This is a genomic window from Alicyclobacillus sp. ALC3 (genome assembly GCF_028751195.1).
Taxonomy (GTDB): Bacteria; Bacillota; Bacilli; order Alicyclobacillales; family Alicyclobacillaceae; genus Alicyclobacillus_L.
On record NZ_CP066784.1, the window covers coordinates 4702730 to 4726139 of the forward strand.

The 23410-nt window shown below is 55.9% G+C and carries 27 protein-coding genes; 24 read left to right on the forward strand and 3 right to left on the reverse strand.

Annotated elements, in window-relative coordinates; all coding sequences use genetic code 11:
- Positions 1–22 precede the first annotated feature (22 nt).
- From JC200_RS22230 to JC200_RS22285, 12 genes are all read left to right on the forward strand, one after another.
- Positions 23–1159 (forward strand): hypothetical protein, encoded by a 1137-nt coding sequence (locus JC200_RS22230; protein ID WP_274433912.1) that lies wholly within the window; start codon positions 23–25, stop codon positions 1157–1159.
- Complete coding sequence (locus JC200_RS22235) at positions 1159–1881, forward strand: hypothetical protein (RefSeq protein ID WP_274433913.1); 723 nt, start codon at positions 1159–1161, stop codon at positions 1879–1881. Before JC200_RS22230 ends, JC200_RS22235 begins: the two co-directional genes overlap by 1 nt.
- A gap of 11 nt (positions 1882–1892) precedes the next feature.
- Positions 1893–4493 (forward strand): sialidase family protein, encoded by a 2601-nt coding sequence (locus tag JC200_RS22240; protein WP_274433914.1) that lies wholly within the window; start codon positions 1893–1895, stop codon positions 4491–4493.
- 18 nt (positions 4494–4511) lie between these two features.
- The gene (locus JC200_RS22245) at positions 4512–5006 is read left to right on the forward strand and encodes a hypothetical protein (protein ID WP_274433915.1); all 495 of its coding nucleotides are present in this window, start codon (positions 4512–4514) and stop codon (positions 5004–5006) included.
- Positions 5007–5092: 86 nt separating this feature from the next.
- The gene (locus JC200_RS22250) at positions 5093–5608 is read left to right on the forward strand and encodes a hypothetical protein (protein ID WP_274433916.1); all 516 of its coding nucleotides are present in this window, start codon (positions 5093–5095) and stop codon (positions 5606–5608) included.
- A gap of 7 nt (positions 5609–5615) precedes the next feature.
- Complete coding sequence (locus tag JC200_RS22255) at positions 5616–6047, forward strand: hypothetical protein (protein WP_274433917.1); 432 nt, start codon at positions 5616–5618, stop codon at positions 6045–6047.
- Positions 6022–6498, forward strand: a complete 477-nt coding sequence (locus tag JC200_RS22260) for a hypothetical protein (RefSeq protein WP_274433918.1) — start codon at positions 6022–6024, stop codon at positions 6496–6498. Before JC200_RS22255 ends, JC200_RS22260 begins: the two co-directional genes overlap by 26 nt.
- Positions 6488–6994, forward strand: a complete 507-nt coding sequence (locus tag JC200_RS22265) for a phospholipase D-like domain-containing protein (RefSeq protein ID WP_274433919.1) — start codon at positions 6488–6490, stop codon at positions 6992–6994. Before JC200_RS22260 ends, JC200_RS22265 begins: the two co-directional genes overlap by 11 nt.
- Positions 6991–7284, forward strand: a complete 294-nt coding sequence (locus JC200_RS22270) for a hypothetical protein (protein WP_274433920.1) — start codon at positions 6991–6993, stop codon at positions 7282–7284. Before JC200_RS22265 ends, JC200_RS22270 begins: the two co-directional genes overlap by 4 nt.
- Before the next feature lie 11 nt (positions 7285–7295).
- The gene (locus tag JC200_RS22275) at positions 7296–7649 is read left to right on the forward strand and encodes a hypothetical protein (protein ID WP_274433921.1); all 354 of its coding nucleotides are present in this window, start codon (positions 7296–7298) and stop codon (positions 7647–7649) included.
- Positions 7646–8518 carry a glycoside hydrolase domain-containing protein gene (locus JC200_RS22280; protein ID WP_274433922.1) on the forward strand — a complete coding sequence of 291 codons (873 nt, stop codon included), beginning with the start codon at positions 7646–7648 and terminating at the stop codon, positions 8516–8518. Before JC200_RS22275 ends, JC200_RS22280 begins: the two co-directional genes overlap by 4 nt.
- A gap of 12 nt (positions 8519–8530) precedes the next feature.
- Positions 8531–9088: a hypothetical protein gene (locus JC200_RS22285; protein WP_274433923.1), complete on the forward strand. Its 558-nt coding sequence runs from the start codon at positions 8531–8533 to the stop codon at positions 9086–9088.
- Positions 9089–9179: 91 nt separating this feature from the next.
- Here JC200_RS22285 and JC200_RS22290 read toward each other — a convergent pair whose 3' ends face one another.
- Together JC200_RS22290 and JC200_RS22295 are read right to left on the reverse strand one after the other, a co-directional pair.
- Entirely contained in the window at positions 9180–9884 is a 705-nt protein-coding gene (locus JC200_RS22290; RefSeq protein WP_274433924.1) for a putative quorum-sensing-regulated virulence factor, read from the reverse strand.
- Positions 9881–10090 carry a helix-turn-helix transcriptional regulator gene (locus JC200_RS22295; protein WP_274433925.1) on the reverse strand — a complete coding sequence of 70 codons (210 nt, stop codon included), beginning with the start codon at positions 10088–10090 and terminating at the stop codon, positions 9881–9883. The genes JC200_RS22290 and JC200_RS22295 overlap by 4 nt, the downstream gene beginning before the upstream one ends.
- 115 nt (positions 10091–10205) lie before the next feature.
- Here JC200_RS22295 and JC200_RS22300 point away from each other — a divergent pair, with 115 nt between their 5' ends.
- The 7 genes from JC200_RS22300 to clpX all read left to right on the forward strand — a co-directional run bounded on the left by JC200_RS22300 (position 10206) and on the right by clpX (position 15392).
- Complete coding sequence (locus tag JC200_RS22300) at positions 10206–10430, forward strand: hypothetical protein (RefSeq protein WP_274433926.1); 225 nt, start codon at positions 10206–10208, stop codon at positions 10428–10430.
- 55 nt (positions 10431–10485) lie between these two features.
- A complete protein-coding gene (locus JC200_RS22305; protein WP_274433927.1) occupies positions 10486–10977 on the forward strand; it encodes a hypothetical protein in 492 nt (163 codons plus the stop codon).
- Entirely contained in the window at positions 10953–11192 is a 240-nt protein-coding gene (locus JC200_RS22310; protein WP_274433928.1) for a hypothetical protein, read from the forward strand. Before JC200_RS22305 ends, JC200_RS22310 begins: the two co-directional genes overlap by 25 nt.
- A 79-nt stretch (positions 11193–11271) precedes the next feature.
- Positions 11272–11625 (forward strand): DUF4064 domain-containing protein, encoded by a 354-nt coding sequence (locus tag JC200_RS22315; RefSeq protein ID WP_274433929.1) that lies wholly within the window; start codon positions 11272–11274, stop codon positions 11623–11625.
- 445 nt (positions 11626–12070) lie between these two features.
- On the forward strand, positions 12071–13363 hold the full coding sequence (gene tig / locus JC200_RS22320) for a trigger factor (RefSeq protein ID WP_274433930.1): 1293 nt from the start codon (positions 12071–12073) through the stop codon (positions 13361–13363).
- 102 nt (positions 13364–13465) lie between these two features.
- Positions 13466–14056 (forward strand): ATP-dependent Clp endopeptidase proteolytic subunit ClpP, encoded by a 591-nt coding sequence (clpP, locus tag JC200_RS22325; protein ID WP_274433931.1) that lies wholly within the window; start codon positions 13466–13468, stop codon positions 14054–14056.
- 58 nt (positions 14057–14114) lie between these two features.
- Complete coding sequence (clpX, locus tag JC200_RS22330; protein WP_274433932.1) at positions 14115–15392, forward strand: ATP-dependent Clp protease ATP-binding subunit ClpX; 1278 nt, start codon at positions 14115–14117, stop codon at positions 15390–15392.
- A gap of 101 nt (positions 15393–15493) precedes the next feature.
- Here clpX and JC200_RS22335 read toward each other — a convergent pair whose 3' ends face one another.
- A complete protein-coding gene (locus JC200_RS22335; protein WP_274433933.1) occupies positions 15494–16090 on the reverse strand; it encodes a sterol desaturase family protein in 597 nt (198 codons plus the stop codon).
- A 139-nt stretch (positions 16091–16229) separates the two neighbouring features.
- On the opposite strand from JC200_RS22335, the gene lonB reads away from it, so the two are divergent.
- From lonB to JC200_RS22360, 5 genes are all read left to right on the forward strand, one after another.
- Entirely contained in the window at positions 16230–17945 is a 1716-nt protein-coding gene (gene lonB / locus JC200_RS22340) for an ATP-dependent protease LonB (RefSeq protein WP_274436630.1), read from the forward strand.
- A gap of 108 nt (positions 17946–18053) precedes the next feature.
- Positions 18054–20489 (forward strand): endopeptidase La, encoded by a 2436-nt coding sequence (lon, locus tag JC200_RS22345; protein WP_274433934.1) that lies wholly within the window; start codon positions 18054–18056, stop codon positions 20487–20489.
- The gene (yihA, locus tag JC200_RS22350; protein ID WP_274433935.1) at positions 20486–21091 is read left to right on the forward strand and encodes a ribosome biogenesis GTP-binding protein YihA/YsxC; all 606 of its coding nucleotides are present in this window, start codon (positions 20486–20488) and stop codon (positions 21089–21091) included. Before lon ends, yihA begins: the two co-directional genes overlap by 4 nt.
- A gap of 115 nt (positions 21092–21206) precedes the next feature.
- Positions 21207–22583: a glutamyl-tRNA reductase gene (hemA, locus tag JC200_RS22355; RefSeq protein ID WP_274433937.1), complete on the forward strand. Its 1377-nt coding sequence runs from the start codon at positions 21207–21209 to the stop codon at positions 22581–22583.
- Positions 22584–22599: 16 nt separating this feature from the next.
- Positions 22600–23406 carry a cytochrome C assembly family protein gene (locus tag JC200_RS22360; protein WP_274433938.1) on the forward strand — a complete coding sequence of 269 codons (807 nt, stop codon included), beginning with the start codon at positions 22600–22602 and terminating at the stop codon, positions 23404–23406.
- Positions 23407–23410 lie beyond the last annotated feature (4 nt).

A 23410-nucleotide genomic window follows, 5' to 3' on the forward strand; every position in this document is an offset into this window, starting at 1 on the left:
TTTTGCGAAAGGAGAACTGGGCATGTCCATCAGTGGCGCTCCCGTGTTCTACGCGATGATGCAGAGCGCGCTTCAGCGTGCCTACCCGTCAGGCTTGCCGAGCAACCAGGTACTCACGCAGTTCGCGATGCCCTTCGACACGGCCACGCTGCCCGACGACGTGAGACTGTCCCGTGTCCAACAGGGCTATCCGTGGGGATGGTGCGAAACGGTCGCTGAGGCTGGTCCTGGCACGTACAGCCTCACGGAACCGCTCGCCAACTGCTGGCTGCTGCGACTAGACGCATTCAAGCCATCGGGTGCCGGTGTGTCGCTGTCGGCTGCGATCGGCGCTGGCGCTCAGCAAGCCATCCAGCGCATCGACCCAGCCCAGACACTCGTCTACGCCGACGACCTGTTCACGTGGTCGCCTGCGCACCCGCTCGGTCGGGTCGGAACGGCTCCGTGGGGCCCGCTTACGCAGAGCTACTTAGGCATGGGAGCGCTGTGGCCGCTCGAATCTCAAGGAGCGTTGTCGGGTGTGGACTGGAACGATGACACCGCAGTGTGGATGGGGCCGCAGTCCGGCTCGTCATCTTCGGCGCCGATCGGAGAATGGCTATTGCGCAAATGGGTATGGCTCGCGGCGACCGACAATTACACATTCTATTTTGCCGCAGACGGAATCGGAAACCTGTTCCTTGACGGGACCGAACTATTGGCGGGTGTGAGCTATGCATCGCCGCAAAGTGTGACAACACAGATGACTGCGGGTTGGCACCTCCTGTCTATCTCGTGTATCAACCAGGGCAGTTACCCGAACGCGACGGCGGTTGTTCTCAGCGTTCAGGACTCAAGCGGGACGGTAGTCGAGAACGGTTCGTATCACGCGCAACTCGGCTGCACATGGCAGACGTCGGGCTTCATCAACCCCACGTGGCAGTCGGTCACGACAGAAGATGATATGCGCCACGCGTGGTACGTCATCCCGGCGAGTGACATCACGAGCGAGGACATCACCCTGCAGGTGGTCACGTCGGGCTCGCCTACGATTCGAGGTATCGAGTGGTACAGTGTCGCGCCTTGGCGGTGGGACTTGGGAGGTCAGTATGATGCTACGGCGAGTCCGCAGACACCTGCGCAGGTGGCTCCAATCCAAACGGTGGAGGTGGTGGGCTGATGCCTATCGACCGCATACGAGCTCGTGGCGTTGCGCGTTTCGTCCGCAGTGACGCGTCTGATGCCATCTTGTCCGACCGCGTGCACGAGAACACCGTAACGGACTGGACGCGTGCCGTGATTGCGCAGCTACTCATGACACCGCCGAACGGCGAGAGCACGGCCATCACCATGAGTCGGCCTTCTTACATCTCGCTGGGCATCGGGCAACAGTCTCCAAGCCGGACAGACTCTGCTATGTTCTCGGAAGTCTATGGCACACGGAAAAAGATTTCATACACGAGTTCCTTCCAGGCGTTTGTCGCGCAGTTTACGGTCAACTATCTTACGTCGGACCCGAACGGCACTTGGTACGAAGCGGGGGTATGGGACGCGGACGTGTCGGCGACCACGCTTGCCGCGAACGCGTCTGCCGGCGCCACGAGCATCTCAGTCCCGTCTACATCTCCGGTCGTCCTCGGCAGCACCGCCCCGGGGCAGTACAACACCATCTACATAGAGGACGGTGCGAACAGCGAGTACGCGAGCATTGCGCAGACGACAAGCGCGGGCGCTACGACGTGGCAGCTGCAGAGCGGTTTGCAGTACGCACACGCAAGCGGGGTGATCATCACCGCGTTCACCGGGAACTTGTGCAATCACGTGAATCTCGGGCCGACAGGCGAGTCAAAGGGCATCGGAGAGCAGCTGACGGTGCAGTGGTCGGACTACATTGACGCGTAGGAGGTGTAAGCGTGGGGCTTGAAAGCATTGCAAAAGGTTCGCTACCTACCGCTGCGCAAATCCAGCAGTTCATCAACGTGCTCACGGGTGTGCGCGACGCGGGTCCGCTGTCGTTGCTTGGTCCGGTTGAAAACCCTGCAATAGCGCCTGCGGTGACCCTGCAAAGCGGGTCTCTGACAGGCGACTACCAGTGGGGATTCTACTGGATCACGGGCATCGAGACAGGCTCAGGGTCCTTCAACATCACTGGCCGTACCCTGGTGAGTGCGCTCACGACAGCACAGACGCTATCCAGCCAGCAGGCGAGCGTCAGCATTGCCGGGATTACGGTGCCAACTGGTGTCGTCGGATGGGGCGTGGTGCGCAACCAAAACGGCGGCTCGACGTGGTACGAAGTGCCGGGCAGCGAGCAGTTCCTGAGTTCGTCCGGCGCGATGCCTCTCGTGTTCTTTGATAACGTAGCAGACGCGAATCTCGTGACCGCTGCGCCATCTACGAACACGACGGGGACAACCCTTGGCGGCAGCAGTATTGAGAGTATCTTGGCGGACATCCAGAACCTGCAGTACAACGTCTACAACATCGAACTGACCGACTACTACAGCGGCAAGATTAACCCGATGAAGGGGATGCAGTTCGACGGGTTCTCCGACACCACAAAGGCTGACACGTTTAGCACGACGCTCGCCACGGCTGCCGCAGCCGGTGCAACGTCGATTGACCTGACATCCGTTACAGGATTAACGTCCGGCGAGGTCATCGCCGTCCTCGACGGCACGAACTACGAGGAACATCTGGTTGCGTCCATCAGCGGTACGACGGTGTCGTTTGCGACGGGTGATTCGCTGACGAATGCGTACGTCGCTACGGCCACAGCAGCACGTACGTCGTCCGTGATCGATACGGCCGATAAACTGCTGAAGTCCGGCAGCGTCCAACTCGGGTATCACTATGCGGTGACGACGCCATCGCAGGTTGGTTTGGGTGCCACTGAGCCATCAAGCGGACGGACACTGGTTATTCTGAGCAACGGGTGGATCGTGAGCGCGTCGATCAAGCAGCCCACATCATCTGCTGGGGGCACCCTCTACTGGTACGTGTCGAAGGATGGCGGTGCGAGTTTCAGCCAACTGTGCTACGCAACAAACGTCGGGAACCCGTCTGCCACCCTGTCCGTGGCCTTGGCGTCTGAGGGAACAACGGTTTACACACTCGGCAGTTGGAACAGCTTTTGGTCGTTTGACGCTACCACGGTACCGATCGTTGTGGCCAGTGCACTCTCGAGTCCGGACACGGGCCAAACAGAGTTTGGCGTTGAGTGCGCTCTCGCCGTCGACGGATCGGGCAATCTGCACGGCGTCTGGAGCAGCGCGAATTCAACGTACACCGACCTAAACATCCGGTACGGCAAGAGCACAGACGGCGGGAACACGTGGACAGTCACGCAGATAACCACGAACACTACCAACATCGGTGATCAGAACCCAGCGCTCGCCCTCACATCCAGCGGCGACCCGGTCGTCGTCTGCCAGAACTACAACGGGTCGGGGTATACGGTGGACGCATACTACTACTCAGCAAGCGCGTGGAATGGACCCGTCAGCCTCAACAGCTACACCGGGGGAGCCCAGACAAATCCGAGTGTGGCGATTGACGGGAGCGGCACGATACACGCCGTGTGGAGTGGGCCTATCAATAGCACGTCATCCGCGCATCAGATCCAGTACGCGAATTCGACGGATGGCGAATCCACGTGGTCTGCGTCGGTCGCCCTTACGTCGGCAAGCTACAACAGTGGTTACCCGTCTATCACGGTCGACAGCTCGAATAACCTGTGGGTTCTCTTCCAGCAGGCCAACTCCAGCGGCATACCGAACATCTACGAGATTGAGCACACGTCCGGGGCGTGGGGGACGCCGACCGCGATCACTTCTAACACAACCACGGGGGCGCAGTATGCATCCACCTTGTGGTCCATGTTTAACATGAACTGCAATTTTTCCGCGCCCGTCTTCGTATACTCGGAGGGGCAATCCAGCATGTTCCTCGGAAGCTGGGGGAACTCCGAGGTCGTTCAGGCGACCAAAACGGCCTACATGTCGAAGCGCATTTCCTATCCGTCGCCATTCGGGAACGCGATGCTATGGCTCACGAGGGCGGTCACGGTGTCGACAACTCCAGCGGCAACAACGGCAGCGGGCGTCACCAGCATATCGCTTTCGTCCGTGGCGAACCTTGCCCTAGGCGACACGATGGAAATCCGTGAGGGATCGGACTGGGAGCGCTTCGTGATTGCGTCCATTAGTAGCGGGACCGTGACCTTCGCCAACAACTACGCGCTCGCGAACACCTACGCCACCTCCGCAGTCGTCGCGCGCGTGGACGACCTGCCGCAGTTGAGTCTTGTGGCCACGGGCGCGAGCGAGGCGTTCAGCAACATGTCGTGGCAGAGCAGCACGCTGAACAGCGACGGGACGATCGAAGACCAGTACTACTGGAGCAGTTCCGTGAGCGGTTTGACGGATGCGACCATCAAGATTACGCAGTCGACGAACGCGCCCACCAGCATCACAGCCGTGACGGACCGGTACGGAGTTGCCTACGCAGTCTAAACGAGAGGAGTGATGTAGATGCCAGAGCGTGTCTCGTTGCCGAACGGCGCACACGCGTACCGTCCATCGCCGTCCGAGATGACAGCTGCTGAGCAATTCATGCTGCTCGACCCGAGTATCAACACGCTAGCTGACTTCCAGCAAGCGAAGATAGCCGAGTTGCAAGAAGGGTATGCCGCCACCATCGCAGGCGGCTTCACGTCCAACGCGACAGGAACGGCGACCGTGTTCGGGTGGGAGCAGTTGGACCAAGCCCATCTGTCACAGCTACAGGCGGCGATCAACCAGAGCATTGAGACTTTCCCGGTCACCGACTACGCCGACATCTACGGCAACTTGGTCACGCTCACAGCGCAGGCCAACCTTACGCAATTGGAGACGGACGCCAACAACTTCGCGTGGGCGAACATCAAGCAGATTCGAGCGCTCGTTGGTCAGGTCCGCGTGGCCACGACCATCGCAGAGGTCCAGGCTGTCGGCTGGAGCCCTGGCAACTACACACCGCAAGCATAACGCCAACGGTTCAAGCCGCTGCACCCTTCGGGGTGTTTTTTTGATCCAACGAAATCCCAAGCGATTGGGACTTGGAGGTGGTAAGGGTGCCTGAGTTTTGGTGCGGGGCTGGCGACATTCTGCTGTATCACAGGCCGCCGAATCTATCCACGCGGCTGATTGAGGACGGAGAGAGACTGGAGGATCCAGGGGAGCCAGAGTACTTCTATCACGTTGCCATTGCGCTCGACAAGTACACAAAAATCGAAGCGAACGGGAAGACAGTTGCAAAGGCAAACATCGACTACGGGAAGTTCAGGACGTTCCGGCTACCGTTCGGTCACGACGCCATTCAACGCGGTCTCAACCTCGTACTTTCCTACGAAGGCGAGCCGTACGACTGGCCACTCATCATCGATGATGGCCTGCGCTACGCGACACACGACCTCGTGCATCTGCCCGTCGCGTACATCCGGAGCGAAGAGCGTCGCCGCAAAGTGTGCAGCTCGCTGGCCGCTAAAGACCTCGTTGCCGTGCGTCCGGAGTGGGCGCCGCTACTGGGGCGTAACTCATCGCCCGAAGACATCTACAACGTAGTCAAGTCGTTCCCGGTAGGAGCGTGAGCCGTAAGTGGCGGAGGAGCAAACATTCTTGCAAGAGGACATCAACATCGCCCACGAGGTGGGCCGACTGCGAGGAGACGTAAACGGTTTGCTCGGATGGAAGACGGTATTCGAGAACCGCATTGACGAGTCCATTCAGAAATTGCATGGCCGTGTCGATGCCGTGGACGCGAATGTAGACCGGAAGTTCGACGACATGCACGACTACATTAACGAGCGCATGGACGGTCTGCATGTCAAGTTCGACATGGTGATCGAGTCCAACGAGAAGGCGGCATCCGCGGCCCTCAAAAGAGCAGAAGAGGAAGCTGCGAAGGCGGAGGCAGAGGCGGCGAATCGGCTCCCAAAATGGAGCAAGTGGTTCATCGGCATTCTAATCACTTGCGTCTTAACGACAGCGGGGTGGGTGGTCGATGCAGCGATTCACGCGCATCTATAAGCGTCTTCTCTACCCGTTCTACTGGCCATTTATCGAGACGGCATGGGACCGAAAGATTATCTTCACTTTCACCAAGTGGTTCGGCGGCGTGCCAGGTTTCAAGCAACAGGTCCTCTTGATCCTCGGATGGGCGGCTGTCGACCTGGCGTTCCCAGGACTCGACCCTCACATGTTGGCGCTGATGGCGTTCCTCACCATCTACTCCGGCGGCACGCAGCCGGGGTTGGCAGTCGGTAACGAACAGTCGATGGGAATGCTGGTTCAGTTACTTAAGAACAACACAGACCAGCTCAAGGCGATGTGGAGCGTCATCAAAGAGCTACAGAGCATGCGCGTAGAGGACAGGCAGCTTTTGACTCGAGTCCTCGAGGCGTTGCTGGATGACGACCGCGAGGCTGCGATACACGCGGCACGTGCCGCAATGAAACGAGGTGCAGACAATGGCGATTGAGACAGGGATCAGACTCGGCACGTACTTCTCTCCTGACGACGACACCATGGGCACGTTTGTGGACTGTATTCAGTCCGCACAAACGTCCATTTTCATCGCAGACTTCGCATGGCACGCGCCGATTGCAAAGGCCGATCTCATTGCGAAGAAAAAGGCCGGCATTGACGTGCAGGTCATCCTGGATGCGACTGAGGGTGGCGAGAAGTACGAGCAAGCAGCCATCCAAGAGATGCGCGATGCAGGCATCGTAGTGTGGCTCACACACAGCCAACATGGTAAATACATGCACCACAAGTTCATGGTAGTTGACGGAACCCGCGTTCTGTCCGGCTCATGGAACTTCAGTGAGTCCGCATCTCTCGAAGACAACTACTTCGACATCATTGAGAACGAACAGAGGGCTGCACTGTTCGTGAGCAAGTGGACGGAGATTCGCGACTTCGCGAAGGATCACTATATGGAGTTCAACCAGTGGGCGGAGGGGGCGCAATCGTGAGAGAGGAAATCGACGAACACACCGAGGTTATCGAGATGCCCGAGCCCAAGCACGCGGACGCGACACCGATCCTTATCGGCGCGCTGGCATTCTTTCTGCTGGCTGGCTCCGGCTTGGTACTTCACAACGAGGTTCAGGCGCAGGCAACACGGTTGCACGAGCAGGCGGTCACTATTCGCGCGCAGTCGGACACAATTCGCGCGTTGCAGGCGACTGAGAGGAACGACCGTAATGCAATCGCCAAGTTGCAGTCTGGGATGACGCGCGAGCAACACAATCCGAATTTCTAGGGGGTGAGCAGATGCCGTGGAAATGTCGGATGGTTGAATACGACCCGGCCATGAAATTAGAAATAGGCGATATGTTTTTCGCGAATGAGTACCTTCAGAACTCAGTTTCCCTCAAGCACCTGAGCGCACACTATCTCGCTGAGCCTGCAGGCCGACCACCCCTTTGGGTGATGACGCCTGGTGGGTGTTGGTGTGTGGACGAGCGACCGTTTGTTCGTGGCGAATGGACGGATGGTGGATGGAAAGTAACTGGAACAGCGCCAAACATCACGGCGCGACCTAGCATCAATTTTCCGGGGCTGTACCACGGCTGGCTGACGGACGGCGTCCTCTCTGACGATCTAGAGGGAAGGCGATACGATTGAAACCCATCACCATCGCAGTTGACCGCTACACGCCGTTCAGCGTGTCTGAGCTGCAGAAGCTCAAGCAGGTTCGCGTGCGTGGTCTGCCGGTTGGAGCCATCGTGGCGTACATCGGTCGGCACACACGTGGGCTCATGAACGGCATCACGCCGCAAGACCTGAAGAACTACGTCGACCACGGGTTCAAGGTCATCTTCAACTTCGAGGGCATGAGCAACAGCCGCGCCTATTTCACCGCAGCAGAAGGTTACAACGACGGACACGATATTGTACTCGAGTTGAAGTGGCTCGGCGTCGCGCCCGACCCTGGCATCATCGCGTACGACAGCGTCGACTACGACGCGTATACGCAAGCGGACTTCGCTGCGGTAGATGCCTACCAGACGGCGCTGATGGCTGAGTTGAGCGGTCAGTTCTCGGACGGTGAATACGGTGGTATCGCCGTCCTCAAACACAGCGACGGCACGAAGCACGCGCCGTCGGGAGAGTGGCAGACCGTCGCGTGGAGCAACAACCAGGTGCTACCCGGCATCAAGATGTACCAGGTACAGGTCAATGCGTGGGTGGCCGGCATGCTGGTTGACATCAACGAGGTCTACGAAGACCCGGGTTGGTACCCGAGAACAGGAGGCGAGGATGTGCAAACCACCAAAGTGAAGGTTAACGGCGCAGAGTTCCCGGCTGTCGTGTATGACGGGAGCACCTACATCTTGTGGACTGAGGATCGGCAGATTCCCGGCTTTCAGATGAAGAACGTAAACGGCGAGTGGAACTTCTCGTTTGACAAGACGGCATCGACACCCTCGAGTGCCATCACGTCTGCTGATATTCACCTCGCGGACGGTTCTACCACAACTCTCAAACCTTAAGGAGGCACACACATGATTTGGAACGGTACAGACTGGACGGTCGTTGTTTCGGTTGGCGCGGCGTTGGTGGCTAAGATTGCGCACGATCGGCAGTGGCTGCAGAAGAAGGACCCGCAACTCGCGCAGGAGATTCAGAAAGCCGAAGAGTCCCTGCCGCACGGCATTGGCGTTGCACTCGACGACGCGGGCAAACTGGTGCGCGGGCTGGTCGAGTCGCCGTGGTTCGCCAGCGAAGCAGCGACGGGGAAGGTGGAGTTGCATCATATCACCAACAAGCTGTTGCAGAGCCACCTAGACGGCGAGATCGCGAAGGTCCTCGCCGCATCCGGCAAAGCGTGGGGAGACATGAGTGAAACCGAGAAAGGTACACTCATCACGACGGTTCAGGCAGGCCTGCAGAAGCTCGGCGTGACCGTCACCAGTTCGCAGGTGACGGCTGCGGTCAACGCCGTCGAGGAAGGTATCGCAGCTGTTCAGCCAGCCATGCAGAACGCGGCGAAGCTGGCCGCGTCTATCACGCAACCGGCGACACCGCCAGCTGCCGAAACAGCGCCTGCAACGACAGCCTAACACGGAAGGGAGGTGAGCGTTTCACACGCGGTTATGTACACGGCAAAGACCCTCGGGACGCACACACCCGGGGGTCTTGTTGTTGCGTTAGTCAGGCTCCGACTTTCGCGCCTAGAACTGTTTCCATGCTCCATTTTAGGTCGTCGTCCAGGTCGGCTAGATTGCCGAGCGCCCATTCCAAGTAGGACTTAGGAACATCCTTGAGTGGCACACCTCGGTGTTTTCCGAACGGCATCGTATTCACCGGGATCGGGGAGCTTGAGAATGCCACTAGGGCATCCGCGTCGTCCGGTGCACCCCTCCTAAGATACTCCGCGATTTCGAACCGCAACACATGCGCCGTAACGAAGGCGTCTCCTTGCGCCCGATGCACGCTCACGTCCTCGATATCCAGACCGAAATAGTAACGCAGGTACTGATTCGAATGATGTGCCAACTCCGGCCACAGATGTTTGGCTAGTCGATAAGTGCACAGCCACGGGTTAGCCAACGGTACGAACCCCCTGTCGAATTTGGCATTATGAGCCGCGATGATTGCGCCCTCGGTGCCCCATTCGACGTCTCCCTGCACCTTTGTCCAAGGATGTGCATCTTTAACGTGCTTGTATGTTATGTGATGCACAGCAGAAGCCTCGGGTGGTATCACCCTCTCTGGATTCACAAGCGACTCATAAATGGTCTCTATCCGACCGTCTAAAAGTTCGACAAGAGCAACGTCGACCACTCTGTCTACGTCCGGATTAAGGCCTGTCGTTTCTGTATCCAGCACAACAAACCGCGTTTGAGATAACTTCACTCGCCATCATCCTCCCAAACCCAAATTTCCTCCACACTCTTACCCAAAGCACGCGCGATTTTGTAGGCGTTTGGAAGCGTCGGGAGGGACCATCCTAGCACCAAGCGACTCACCGCATTTTTGTCTAGGCCAGTCTTTTCACATAGCCAGCGTTGCTTAGTGCCGTTCTCTTCGAGTATCGCCTTAAGACGTGGTCGAATCGTCATCATCATCACCGCGTATTCATTTCTCTACTGAGTACGAAATTCCTCCACGTAAACGCATAATGACAAGTATCGACAGCATACACCTGAACCATCACTTCGATGGAGGTGTTTCGACATGTTAGAAGGCCGCTTCGCCGCGTTTCTGACAGACAGAATTGCAGAGAAAGCAGCTTCACTTCCGATGTCAGCAACGCAACAGGAGATCGTGCTGATGGTGTCTGAGTTGCAGACTGTCGTGGGTGCGATATTTGACTCTAAAGATGGAGGCAAGCGTCGCTCAGGTACCCGGCGCAGCTCGTCCAGTTCCGTGCGCCTGTCCCGAGGTGGGGGAGAGGCCTAACGCGGTAGCCTGGTAGCGACTCCCTGACTTAATTCTCGATTTTGGGGGTGACAACTTGAATCGGGGCAGAAGCGACAAGCAGGTCCAGGTGTTGTGCCAGGTGTCGCCGTGGGTGCGGGAGGTTGTCCACGACGTGGCGCGGTACCTGCGCACATCCGACGGCAAAGCGGCGCGCCTGATGGGCGTCACAGCATCGCACGACGTGCCGACACTCAACACACTGGCACCGTACTTCTGGCGCGACTACGAGCGCGGCAACACGATGTGGATCGGGCAGAACAAGCCGGACGATATCCGCGAGCTGATGCCGCACCCGAGCGAGCGCGTGGAGCGTCTCAAGTTGCGTGTCACCCGTGACGACTGGTGGGAGTTTGACGCCATCGCGTTTGCGTTTGCGAAGCCGCTTGCGCCGGTGGTCGGCGTGCTCATCACGCAGTGCGCGCGTCGGGAACGGTTGCTCGACATCGCGGCGCCTGGATTCGTGCCACGTTCACCCTACTCATTGAAACGGGGGACTGTGCAATGGGTTGGCGAGACCCGGCGGTAGATGTACCGCGCGTGACGTACAGGAGGCTGCAGATGTTGGTGGAGGAAGTGTCGTACCTGGCCGACGGGGAAGGCCTCGCGTCGTGGGAGCTGCGTGAGCAGGTTGAGCAACTCATCGGGCGCATCCTTGACGAGTATGTGCGGCAACATTTCGAGGAGTCGACAAAGGCCGCCGCACAGTTGTTGACGGCACGCAGGCGCGAGTCGTTGAAGTGAGATGTAAGAATATTCTCCACGTCAAAAAAGTTGTATAGTAGACTCGGATATGTATTCATTTTCTAAGGGAGGGAACGTATTGAAGACAGCATCAATGGTGTTAGGCATTATTGGGGCCATTTTTGGGATCCTCGCAGGCCTGTTTGCGATGTTCGTGGGCGGGTTAGGCCACGCATTTCATTCAAGTGCCACGAGTGGAGTCGGTGCTTTGGGAGTGGGAGCGTTGTTGGCTTCTGTCGTTGGCTTGGTGGGAGCAATCATGGTTGGCAGTAAGCCCAAAGTAGCCGCTATCCTCATGCTAGTCGCGGGGGTCGCAGGCATCATCTGCGTGTCGTACTTCTACATTCTCCCGGGTATCCTTCTCATCGTGCCGGGAATCATGTCCTTCTTCGTGAAAAAGGCGCAACCGCACACCGCATCACTGAATGGGTAGCCGATCTGGCAGCCCTCGCTGATGCGGGGGCTTTTTGTTTGGGAGTGGCGTTGGGAACGGATTGGGAACGAAAAGCTGATCAAGGCTGATAAAACCTGATCAACGTAGCTAAAGAAGAGAAGCGCAAACCGTTGATTTCCCAACGATTTGCGCTAAAATAGTGCACCGTAGACCGCCTCAGGACCAGCCTTCTAAGCTGTGGGTCGGGGGTTCGAATCCCTCCTGAGACGCCACGGTGATGCGAAGGGGGCGACTGCGCCAGATGGTCGTCTCCTTTGTGCGTCACAGAGCTGTGGCTCGCGCCGCAGAAGTTTCATTTCTGGCAAGGCACCACTCAGTGTGATACACTGCAAAACAGACAACGGTCAGTCTGGGAAAGCTATGCCCAGATCGCAGCGCTCCAGTGAGGCTGCGTGGCAGGAATGAGTTAGGGAGGAACGCGTGGATGACGGTGAAATGGGAGAAGACGTCCGCCAATGTAGGCGTACTCGAAGTCGAAGTTGACAGCGAACGCTTTGCGCAGGCTCTGGACGCGGCATTTAAGAAGGTAGTAAAACAGGTATCCATTCCGGGATTTCGCAAAGGTAAAGTGCCACGCAAGATGTTTGAACAGCGGTTTGGCATAGAGTCCCTTTACCAGGATGCCGTAGACGCTCTATTGCCGGAAGCGTACGAGCAGGCGGTTGATGAATCCGGAATTGAGCCGGTTGCGCAGCCATCTGTCGACGTCGTTCAGGTCGAATCCGGCAAACCGTTCATATTTAAAGCAACCGTTACAGTGCGCCCTGAAGTGCAACTGGGTGAATATAAGGGCGTCGAAATAGAAGACAAGCCTTTCGAAGTCACGGATGAAGCGGTGCAAGAAGAGATCGACCGAATTCGTGAGAGTCATGCAGAGATTAACGCCGTGGAAGACGGCGAGGTTGAGAACGGTGACCAGGTTACCATTGATTTTACGGGAACCGTCAATGGAGAGCCGTTTGAAGGTGGAGAGGCCGAGAACTTCCAGTTGGAAATTGGCTCGGGGATGTTTGTGGCCGGTTTCGAAGAGCAACTCATCGGTCTGAAGGTGGGAGCAGAGCGGGATATTGACATCACATTCCCGGAAGACTACCATGTGAAATCCCTTGCTGCCCAAGGGGCAAGGTTCCATGTCCTGCTTCATGACATCAAACGTAAGTCGGTGCGCGATTTGGACGACGACTTTGTACAGGAAATTTCAGAGTTCCAGACCGTGGACGAGTTTGTCGAGGATGTCAAGAAGAAACTCGGAGAGCAGATGAAGCACGACCACGAGCACTACCTGGAAGACCAAGCTGTGGAAAAAGCATCTGACAATGCAACAGTCGAAATCCCAGATGTGATGGTCGATCACGAAATTGATCATCGTGTGAGCGACTTCGCGCAGCAGTTGCAGATGCAACAAATTCCGCTGGACGAGTACCTTGAGTTTACCGGGATGACACAAGCGGAGCTTCGCGATCGCTTCCGTGAAGCTGCTGCTCAGGCAGTTCGTACAGGCTTGGTCCTCGATGCTGTCGCAAAAGCCGAAAGTCTGGACGCGACTGAGGAAGATGTCGCGGCAGAGCTTGAAAAAATCTCGGAATCTGCTGGTCTGCCGGTGGACCGCATTCAGCAAATGCTGTCATTGCGTGATCCTAACCTAGAGAGCTTCCGTTCAGAAATCCGCACGAAAAAGACAGTTTCGTTCCTTGTGGAACATGGCAAGTTGGTCTGAGTTCGTGTACAATATCAAATAGAACCAACGGCTGAGCGAACAAGGCACGGTACCGTGCCTTGTTTTCTCAAACAGCCAAACCGAGAGCGGGGAGGGAATTCTGTGAGCTTGACACCGATCGTCATCGAACAAACATCCCGTGGGGAACGCTCCTACGATATTTACTCTCGACTGCTTCGCGACCGAATCATTTTACTCGGGACACCAATCGATGACTACGTGGCCAATTCGATTGTGGCACAGCTGTTGTTTCTCGCCGCTGACGATCCGGAACGCGACATCCAGCTTTACATCAACAGCCCAGGCGGATCTGTAACGGCTGGGTTTGCCATTTACGATACCATGCAACACATCAAGCCAGCTGTATCCACCATGTGTGTCGGCCTAGCCGCAAGTATGGGGGCGTTTTTGCTGGCCGCAGGCGAGAAGGGCAAGCGCTATGCTTTGCCGAACAGCGAAATAATGATTCACCAGCCACTTGGTGGCGTTCAGGGTCAAGCTTCTGACATCAAGATCCACGCTGACTGGATCTTGAAAACAAAGGAAAAGTTGAACGGAATTCTCTCAGAGCGAACGGGTCAACCGCTCGAAAAAGTGGAGCGAGACACCGACCGTGACAATTTCCTGTCCGCTGCAGAGGCGAAGGAATATGGTCTGATTGACGACGTTATCATCCACGCGACACCACAGTAAGTTGCACCGCTCTGTGTGGCCCAACAAGCGGCCAACCTCGGTTTAAGGAGGGGACCACATGTTCAAGTTCAACGAGGAAAAGGGACAGCTGAAGTGTTCATTCTGCGGGAAGACGCAAGAACAGGTGCGGAAGTTGGTCGCCGGACCCGGCGTTTACATCTGTGACGAGTGTATTGAGCTGTGCAATGAGATTGTAGAGGAACAGCTTGGAGAAGACGAAGAGTTCGAACTGAAGGATGTTCCGAAACCTACCGAGATTAAGGGAATCCTTGACCAGTACGTGATTGGACAGGAAAACGCGAAAAAATCGCTGTCTGTTGCAGTATACAACCACTACAAGCGCATCAACGCCGGTCGGCAAAAGAACGAAGATGTTGAAATTGCCAAGAGCAACATTATGTTGATTGGACCGACAGGTAGCGGTAAAACACTGTTGGCGCAAACGCTTGCGCGTATCCTCAACGTGCCGTTCGCCATCGCAGATGCGACGTCACTGACAGAAGCAGGTTACGTCGGTGAAGATGTGGAAAATATTCTGTTGAAGTTGATTCAAGCGTCGGACTACGATGTTGAAAAGGCTGAACGCGGGATTATCTACATTGACGAGATCGACAAAATTGCGCGTAAGTCCGAAAATCCGTCAATTACCCGGGATGTCTCCGGTGAAGGTGTTCAACAGGCACTGCTGAAGATTCTCGAGGGTACGGTCGCTAGCGTGCCGCCGCAAGGTGGGCGCAAACACCCGCACCAGGAGTTTATTCAGATTGACACCACGAATATCCTGTTTATCTGTGGCGGTGCGTTCGACGGTGTGGAAACCATCATCAAACGTCGACTCGGTCGCAAGGTGATTGGCTTTGGGGCCGGTGGGGCTGCAGTGACTGAGACTGGGTCAAGCAACACTCTGGGCAAGGTGTTGCCGGAAGACCTGTTGAAATTCGGGTTGATCCCTGAGTTCATTGGCCGCCTGCCGGTCGTGACGACATTGGAAGCTCTCGATGAAGAGGCACTGCGTCGCATCTTGCTCGAGCCAAAAAACGCACTGGTGAAGCAGTTCCAGAAGCTTTTGGAGATGGATGGCGTAACGCTGGAGTTCCATGAGGGGGCGCTCAATGCCATTGCACGAGAGGCCATCAAGCGCGGGACTGGTGCGCGTGGACTGCGTGCGATAATTGAGTCCATCATGCTTGAAGTGATGTATGAACTGCCGTCTCGGGAAGACGTTAAGAAGTGTATCATCACTGAAGAAGCTGCGAACCGCGAACAAGGCCCGCTTCTGCTCGGTAAGGATGGCAAGGCGACCAAGGTCATTCGCAAGTCCGAAGAGACTGCTTGAACCTGTTTCGATAAAATTGGGTGATAAAACCTCCTGCCGCTGTGCGGCAGGAGGTTTTTGGCCTGTCTGTGTGGGTGGTTTTGGCGCATAAATAGAACTCATTAAGGTAACTGCTCGCTCGGTGGTGCGACGTGCTCTACTTTGTGTTTGTCTGGTGCAGTGTGGAACAACATGTCCATCGCCGGATGGGTCACACCAAACCAGTAGTTCTCGTTCATGTAGTGGTGTAACAGATGAAATTTCTTCATCCAGCGTCCTACAGCCGTACGCGGGACAATGGGCCGATGGGAGACAAAATGAGTCCATTCGTAATTTAATTGTGCAAGGCACACGCCACAGACAAACGCCGCCGTTGTTGTCACTCGCCCTGTGACGGCCCAAGTGGCGAGCCAAATCGCGATATATCCAGGCAAGTTGTAGACGTTTGGCGTCAGGAGATACTTCATCTGTGTCGGAGTGATGTGGTGATGCACGTGACCCTCGTAAGCCTTGGGCAGTATCCTTCGCATCAACCCGTGCAAAATGTACCGATGAATAAAGTACTCAATGATATAGAAAAATGCCAAACCTGCCAACACGACGAGCCACATCCAGTTGCGGTAATGTGCGGCCCAGGCAGCCAAGTCGACTGCGAACACTGCCGCAATAAGAAGGGGGCGGCTGTCGGTGGCAAACTCTCTGAAGTATGGTGCTTTCACCTGTATCACCGTCCTCTATCATTCAATTATACACCCTGCCTACCATATATGGGGAGTGTGTTCATCAACTCGAAACGGCTTTCACGACAAGACTCAGGTGGTTTATCGATAAATCGTCGTGGACATACTGAACCTGATAATGGCTGCACAGGGAGGGGTCGTGTTGAGCGCGACGATACTAGCCGTCATCCAGGTGTTCTTTGCAGTGGTGATTGGTCTATACTTCTGGAACTTGCTGAAAACCCAGCACAACAACCGCAACGCAATTGAAAAGGAGTCACGCAAGGAACTGGACAAGTTGCGCAGAATGCGCAGCATTTCGTTAAGTGAGCCACTCTCAGAACGCACACGCCCGGCATCGCTAGATGACATTGTCGGTCAAAAGGACGGGCTGAAAGCACTGCGAGCCGCTATTTGCGGACCCAATCCGCAGCACGTTTTAATTTACGGCCCTCCCGGTATCGGGAAAACCGCTGCTGCACGAGTGATTTTGGAAGAAGCGAAAGCAAATTCGGCATCTCCGTTCCAACCAGATGCCAAGTTCGTTGAACTAGATGCCACGACCGCGCGTTTCGACGAACGCGGGATTGCGGACCCGCTGATTGGGTCGGTTCATGACCCCATCTATCAGGGCGCTGGAGCCATGGGTGTTGCTGGCATCCCCCAGCCGAAGCCGGGAGCAGTGACCAAGGCACACGGTGGTGTTTTGTTTATCGATGAAATCGGTGAATTGCACCCGATTCAAATGAACAAACTGCTGAAGGTCTTGGAAGACCGCAAGGTGTTTCTCGACAGCGCGTACTACAGTTCCGAAGACACCTCAATTCCGCCGCATGTGCACGACATTTTTTCCAACGGACTTCCAGCTGATTTCCGCTTAGTCGGTGCCACGACGCGTTCGCCGGAGGACATTCCGCCGGCAATCCGTTCGCGGTGCATGGAGATTTTCTTCAAGCCCTTGAGCGCAAACGAGATCCACTTAATCGCGACCAAGGCGGCAGCGAAACTAGGCATGCCAATCGCGGCTCGGGCTGTGTCTGAAATCACGAAGTATGCGACAAACGGTCGCGACTCCGTAAACATTGTTCAGATTGCGGGTGGGCTAGCGTTGTCTGAGCAGCGCAGCGACATCACGCTCGAAGACGTTCAGTGGGTGATACAATTTAGTCAGATCTCGCCGCGACCATCCAAGGATTTGCCGCTCCTCCCGCAAGTTGGGGTTGTAAACGGACTGGCCGTGTACGGGCCGTCGCAAGGAGTTGTGCTGGAAGTCGAAGTGTCTTCTAAGCCCGCACAGAAGAGAAAAGGAACCGTGACAATCACAGGTCTGGTTGAGGAAGAGACTGTCCGTTTGCGGGACCGCAGCATGCGGCGTAAGTCCATGGCAAAAGGATCACTGGACAACGTCTTGACCTCGCTAGTCAAGAACTTCGGGATTGAAATTGCGGATTATGACTTGCACGTCAACTTTCCGGGGGGCATGCCTGTAGACGGACCGAGCGCTGGTATCGCCATGGCCACTGCCGTATACTCAGCCATTACGGGCGTTCCCGTCCAAAATAAGGTGGCGATGACCGGAGAACTGTCTTTGCGTGGACTGGTCAAACCTGTTGGCGGGGTGCCGGCGAAAATCGCTGCCGCTGCGGAGGCCGGGGCAGAAGTCGTGATCATCCCAAAGGAGAACTGGCAGGAAACATTCCGAGCTGACGGTACGCCTCGCATTGTACCCGTCGAACGGTTCGAAGATGTCCTGAAACTGTCTCTTGTCGGGGGGATGGAAGGAGAACTGACCAATCACAACTCTTCACTCGTCGTCCCCTCCGCCTCAGTGAGTGCTGCACCGCCGGCCCCTTAATGTTCGCAAGGGCCGTGGCCAAGTTTTTGACCTGGGGGGTCGATTAGACTTTCCCCAGGTCTTTTTGTACAATTAACCTACATCCAGTCGCTGGAACTGGAATGAAACATGGGGGTGGGGACACTGACCGCAAACGATTCAACAAATCAAGATGTGTATCCGCTGCTACCCCTTCGTGGATTGTTTTTATATCCATACATGGTTTTGCATTTTGACGTAGGTCGCGATAAGTCGATCAAGGCGCTTGAGCAGGCCATGGTACAAGAGCACTTGATTCTGTTGACATCTCAGGAAGATGTACAGATTGATGAACCCGTGGAGTCTGATTTGTACAAAGTCGGTACCGTTGCTCGTGTCAAACAGATGATGAAGCTTCCAAATGGTATCTTCCGCGTACTCGTAGAGGGTGTCGAGCGGGCCCGCATTGTTCGCTTCGTTCGCTCCGAGGGCTGGTTTGAAGTTGAAGTCGAGCACCATCCTGACCCGGAAACGACAGCATCTACTGAACTCCAAGCACTTATCCGCTCTGTCCTGCAGCAGTTCGAACAGTACGTCAAACTTTCCAAAAAAGTGGATCAAGAGACGTACGCCTCTGTTCTGGATATTGAGCACCCTGGCCGTTTGGCGGATGCTGTTGCTTCCCACCTGCCGCTAAAGATCAAGCAAAAGCAGTCTATTCTCGAAGCTTTCGACATCCGAGCCCGACTAGAACGGCTCCTGCAAACGCTCGCGGATGAGCGTGAGGTGCTCGAGTTAGAGCGAAAAATTCACCAGCGCGTGCGCAAGCAGATGGAGCGTACGCAGCGTGAGTACTACTTACGCGAGCAGATGAAGGCGATCCAGAAAGAACTTGGCGATCGGGAAGGCAGGACGACGGAAGTCGAAGAACTGCGGGCACAACTTGAACGGAAAAAACTGCCGGCAACCGTGCGCGAGCGCGTTGACAAAGAGATTGACCGACTCGAGCGGATACCTGCAGCATCTGCCGAGGGCACTGTCGCCCGCACGTATATCGATTGGTTGCTGGCATTGCCTTGGACAGAACAGGCCAAATCGACTGTCAATCTCAAGAAAGCCGAAAAAATTCTCGATGAAGACCACTTCGGTCTGGAGAAGATCAAAGAACGAATTCTCGAGTTTTTGGCAGTGCAAAAGCTTGCCTCGCGTCAGACTGGTCCCATTATCTGCTTGGCTGGACCGCCCGGGGTGGGGAAAACGTCACTGTCCAAGTCAATCGCGAAATCGCTCAACCGTCCCTTTGTTCGGGTTTCCCTCGGCGGCGTGCGCGATGAAGCCGAAATCCGTGGACATCGCCGCACTTACATTGGCGCGTTGCCCGGCCGAATCTTGCAGGGGATGAAACAAGCTGGAGTCAAGAATCCCGTGTTCCTGCTTGACGAGATTGACAAGATGGCGTCCGATTTTCGCGGTGACCCGTCATCTGCGATGCTTGAAGTCCTCGACCCGGAGCAGAATGCGACGTTCTCTGACCACTATGTGGAGATTCCGTTTGACTTATCGGATGTGTTGTTCATTACCACAGCGAACAATGTTTACGAAATCCCCGGCCCACTTCGCGATCGCATGGAAGTCATTCACTTGTCCGGGTACACGGAAGTGGAAAAACTCGAGATTGCGAAACGCCACTTGCTCCCAAAACAGCGCGAGAAGCATGCGTTGACTGGAGACAAACTGCGCATCTCAGACGACGTGTTGCTGCGGGTGATTCGCCTCTACTCGCGCGAAGCTGGCGTGCGGCAGTTGGATCGTCTGATGGCATCCATCTGTCGAAAGACAGCGCGCATCATCGCATCGGAAGCGGGTAAACGCGTGCGCGTAACAGAGTCAGTGCTGACAGACTTTCTCGGCGCACCGATTTACCGGTACGGTGAAATCGACGAACGTGATCAAATTGGCGTCGTGAACGGTTTGGCGTGGACGGAAAGCGGGGGCGATACGCTGTTGGTTGAAGTGTCAATCGTGCCTGGCAAAGGCAAGTTGGTTTTGACGGGACAACTCGGTGACGTGATGAAGGAGAGCGCGCAGACCGCTCTCTCCTACGTGAGGTCGCGGTCCCGGGAACTTTCCATCCCGCAGGACTTTGCAGAACGCGTCGATATCCATATTCACGTACCAGAAGGCGCGATTCCGAAAGACGGTCCGTCGGCAGGCATCACGATGGCTACAGCGATTGCGTCGGCGTTGACCAACAGGCCGGTATCACGGGTGGTGGCAATGACGGGAGAAGTCACTCTGCGCGGGCGTGTGTTGCCGATTGGCGGTCTCAAGGAAAAGTCACTGGCTGCACACCGTGCAGGCATTGAAACGATTGTAATTCCAGACGGTAATGAACGCGACGTCGCGGAGATTCCGGAATCAGTCCGGAGCGCCCTGCAGTTCGTCCCTGTGCATCACATGGATGAAGTCTTGCGCGCGGCCCTCTTGCCTGGCAACGATGAGGCTAACCCACTGTTCGAAGAAGACCCGGAGTCGTTTCCCGCAATCGTACAAGAGGGGTACCTTGAGGAGCGCACACATCAGTGATCATTCGACAAGTAGCTTTTGAACTGAGTGCTGTTCGCCCAGACCAGTGGCCTGATGACGGTTTGCCGGAGTTCGCGTTTATTGGGCGTAGCAATGTTGGGAAGTCGTCACTGTTGAACAAACTGCTTGGGCGCAAGTCCATTGCTCGTGTGTCGGCAACCCCAGGGAAGACGCAGCAGATTAATTTCTTTCGTGTCAACGACCAATTTCGCTTCGCTGATTTGCCCGGGTATGGCTACGCCTCTGTGAGCAAAGCCGAGCGGGCTGGATTCACCAAGATGATTGCAACTTACCTTGAACACAGACAGCCTTTGGCGCGGGTCATGCACTTGATTGATATTCGCCATGACCCGACGGTGAATGATTGCTCGATGCACGCCGAGTTAATGCAACTCGGCGTGCCTTTGTGCGTGGTGGTGACGAAATCGGACAAGCTGTCGCGTGGGCAACACCAGCGCTCCGTGTCGCGCATTGCACAGGTGCTGAAGACGCCATATGCGGTCATGCCAGTATCCAGTGGGAACGGAGCCGGGATCGAAGACTTGTGGACCGTAATCGAGGCAGACCTTGACACATTGCGGCCGATGTCCCCCGAGGCGTAATCGTTCACGATGACTTCACCGTTTCGGTGACACGCATCGACAGTCGGACTTGTCAGGCGTGGTACAATAGGTTTGGTTCTAGACTGACACACTCTGACAGGAGGTGGTGACGCGGATGCACTTGATTATGGTAGGTATGAACCATCGTACAGCTTCCGTCGAGTTGCGTGAACGCGTCAGCATCGTTGAGGATGACCTCGCGTCTGTTTATGGACAGTTGCGCGATTTGCGCACAGTCTACGAGAGTGTTGTGCTGTCGACTTGTAACCGCACCGAAATTTACACAGTTGTGACGACACGGGACTCAGCCGAGGACTATTTGCTGAAGTATTTAGCGCGTCGGGCTGGTCTTTCCGAAGAAAACATCCGAGCACACACGCTCACGTTGCAAGGTGAAGAAGTGGTTCGCCACCTCATGAAAGTCTCGTCGGGTCTTGACTCGATGGTGGTGGGGGAGACACAGATCCTGGGTCAAGTTCGCGATGCGTTTTCGCTGGCCCACGAACATGGGGCCACTGGGCTGATATTGAATCAGTTGTTTAGGACATCGATTCACCTCGGGAAACGTGCTCACACAGAGACAACAATCGGACAAAATGCCGTATCCGTCAGCTATGCTGCGGTGCAACTTGCGCGCAAAGTGTTCGGCGAACTGACAGGGCGTCGCGTTTTGGTCGTAGGTGCTGGTAAGATGAGTCAACTCACGACACAGTACTTGTATGAACATGGGATGACCGATGTCCACGTGGTTAACCGTTCACTGGCGCGCGCTGAGGCACTTGCGCAACAGTTTGGGGGTTCTTCAGTTCCCTGGAGTTCCTTGTCAGGCGAACTCACGGCGGCTGATATCGTGATCTCATCGACTAGTTCGAAGCAGATTGTACTCTCCCGTGTGATGGTTGAACAGGCTGCTCAAGGACGCGGCACGAGACCTTTGTTGTTGGTCGACATCGCGGTGCCGCGCGACATCGATCCCGAAGCAGGTTCGGTACGGAATGTCTTCCTTTATGATATTGATGATTTGGAAGGCGTCGTAGCGGCCAACCAGGCTGAACGATTGCGTCAGGCTGCTCTCGTCGAGTCGATGATTCAGGACGGGCTGTCGTCGTTCGTAGAGTGGCTCGCAGAACAGCGCGTAGTACCAGTGATCGCGGCCGTTCGCGCGCGCGGAGAGGACATTCACGAACGCGTAATGGCGAGCTTGGAGCGAAAACTTCCGGACCTCTCAGAGCGCGAGAGGAAGCTGATTCGAAAACACGCTATGAGCATCGTGAACCAGTTGCTGCGAGAGCCTGTGCAGTACATGAAGGAGCGGGCAGGTGTTTCGGAGGGTGTTGACGAGGTGGAGTGGTTCGCGGACATGTTCGGCGTGGCCGAACAGGCAGACTTGCAACCAGTCCTTGGTGGGCTACTGGAGAGCGTGACGAACACTGCGCAACAGGGTACAGAGCGTGTGACGAGAGCAACAGGGCTGCAACCGGCCCTGCGCTGAGCGGCGCATGGGGGCGATGCGCGCGTCATACGACGCATTTAACCTGCTGTACGCAGTGAGTCTGATCTTGTTTTTTATCGACATCATACACCCGCGCCGCTTCGTGAATCGAACGGCGCTGGTCTTATTGTTTGGCGCTTTTGTCCTTGACACGGTGTTCTTGTTTCTGCGCCTGCGCGCTTACGGACACGTTCCCGTGTATTCACGGTTTGACGTTTTACTGGTACTGTCATGGCTGATTCTGCTGGCAGCGCTGGTCCTCGATGCGTTTTTCAAAGTTGGCCTATTGGTGTTTTTTGTGAATCTGGTAGGTTACGCGTCTGTCGCTTTCGACCTTTACCGACCGACCGGCAACATTCACTATCCCACTCACATGGTAGATTTACTGGTCGTGCACATTTCACTTGCAGTTGTGAGTTACGCGTGCTTTGTTTTTGCGTTCGTCGCGTCGTTCATGTACCTTATACAGGATTGGTTGCTGCGTGCAAAACGCTGGAATCAGTGGTACTTTCGACTGCCTGCGTTGGAACGACTTGACACCTACGCATTTCGTGCAGTAGTGCTTGGTGTCCCGACCCTCTTGGTAGCGATGGTGCTCGGCGTAATCTGGGGGAAAGTTGTTCTTGGTCGTTGGGTGATATTGGATCCTAAACCGCTTGCCACGTTTATCGTCTGGTTGATGTACAGCGTGTACCTTGGATTTCGCCTGCGGTCCGGATGGGGGGGACGGGCACTTGCTCGGTACAACATGGCCTGCGCTGTGGCGGTCGTTCTTAATTTTGTAGTGGTCAATCTGTACTCCAATTTTCACCACGCGTTCTAGCGGG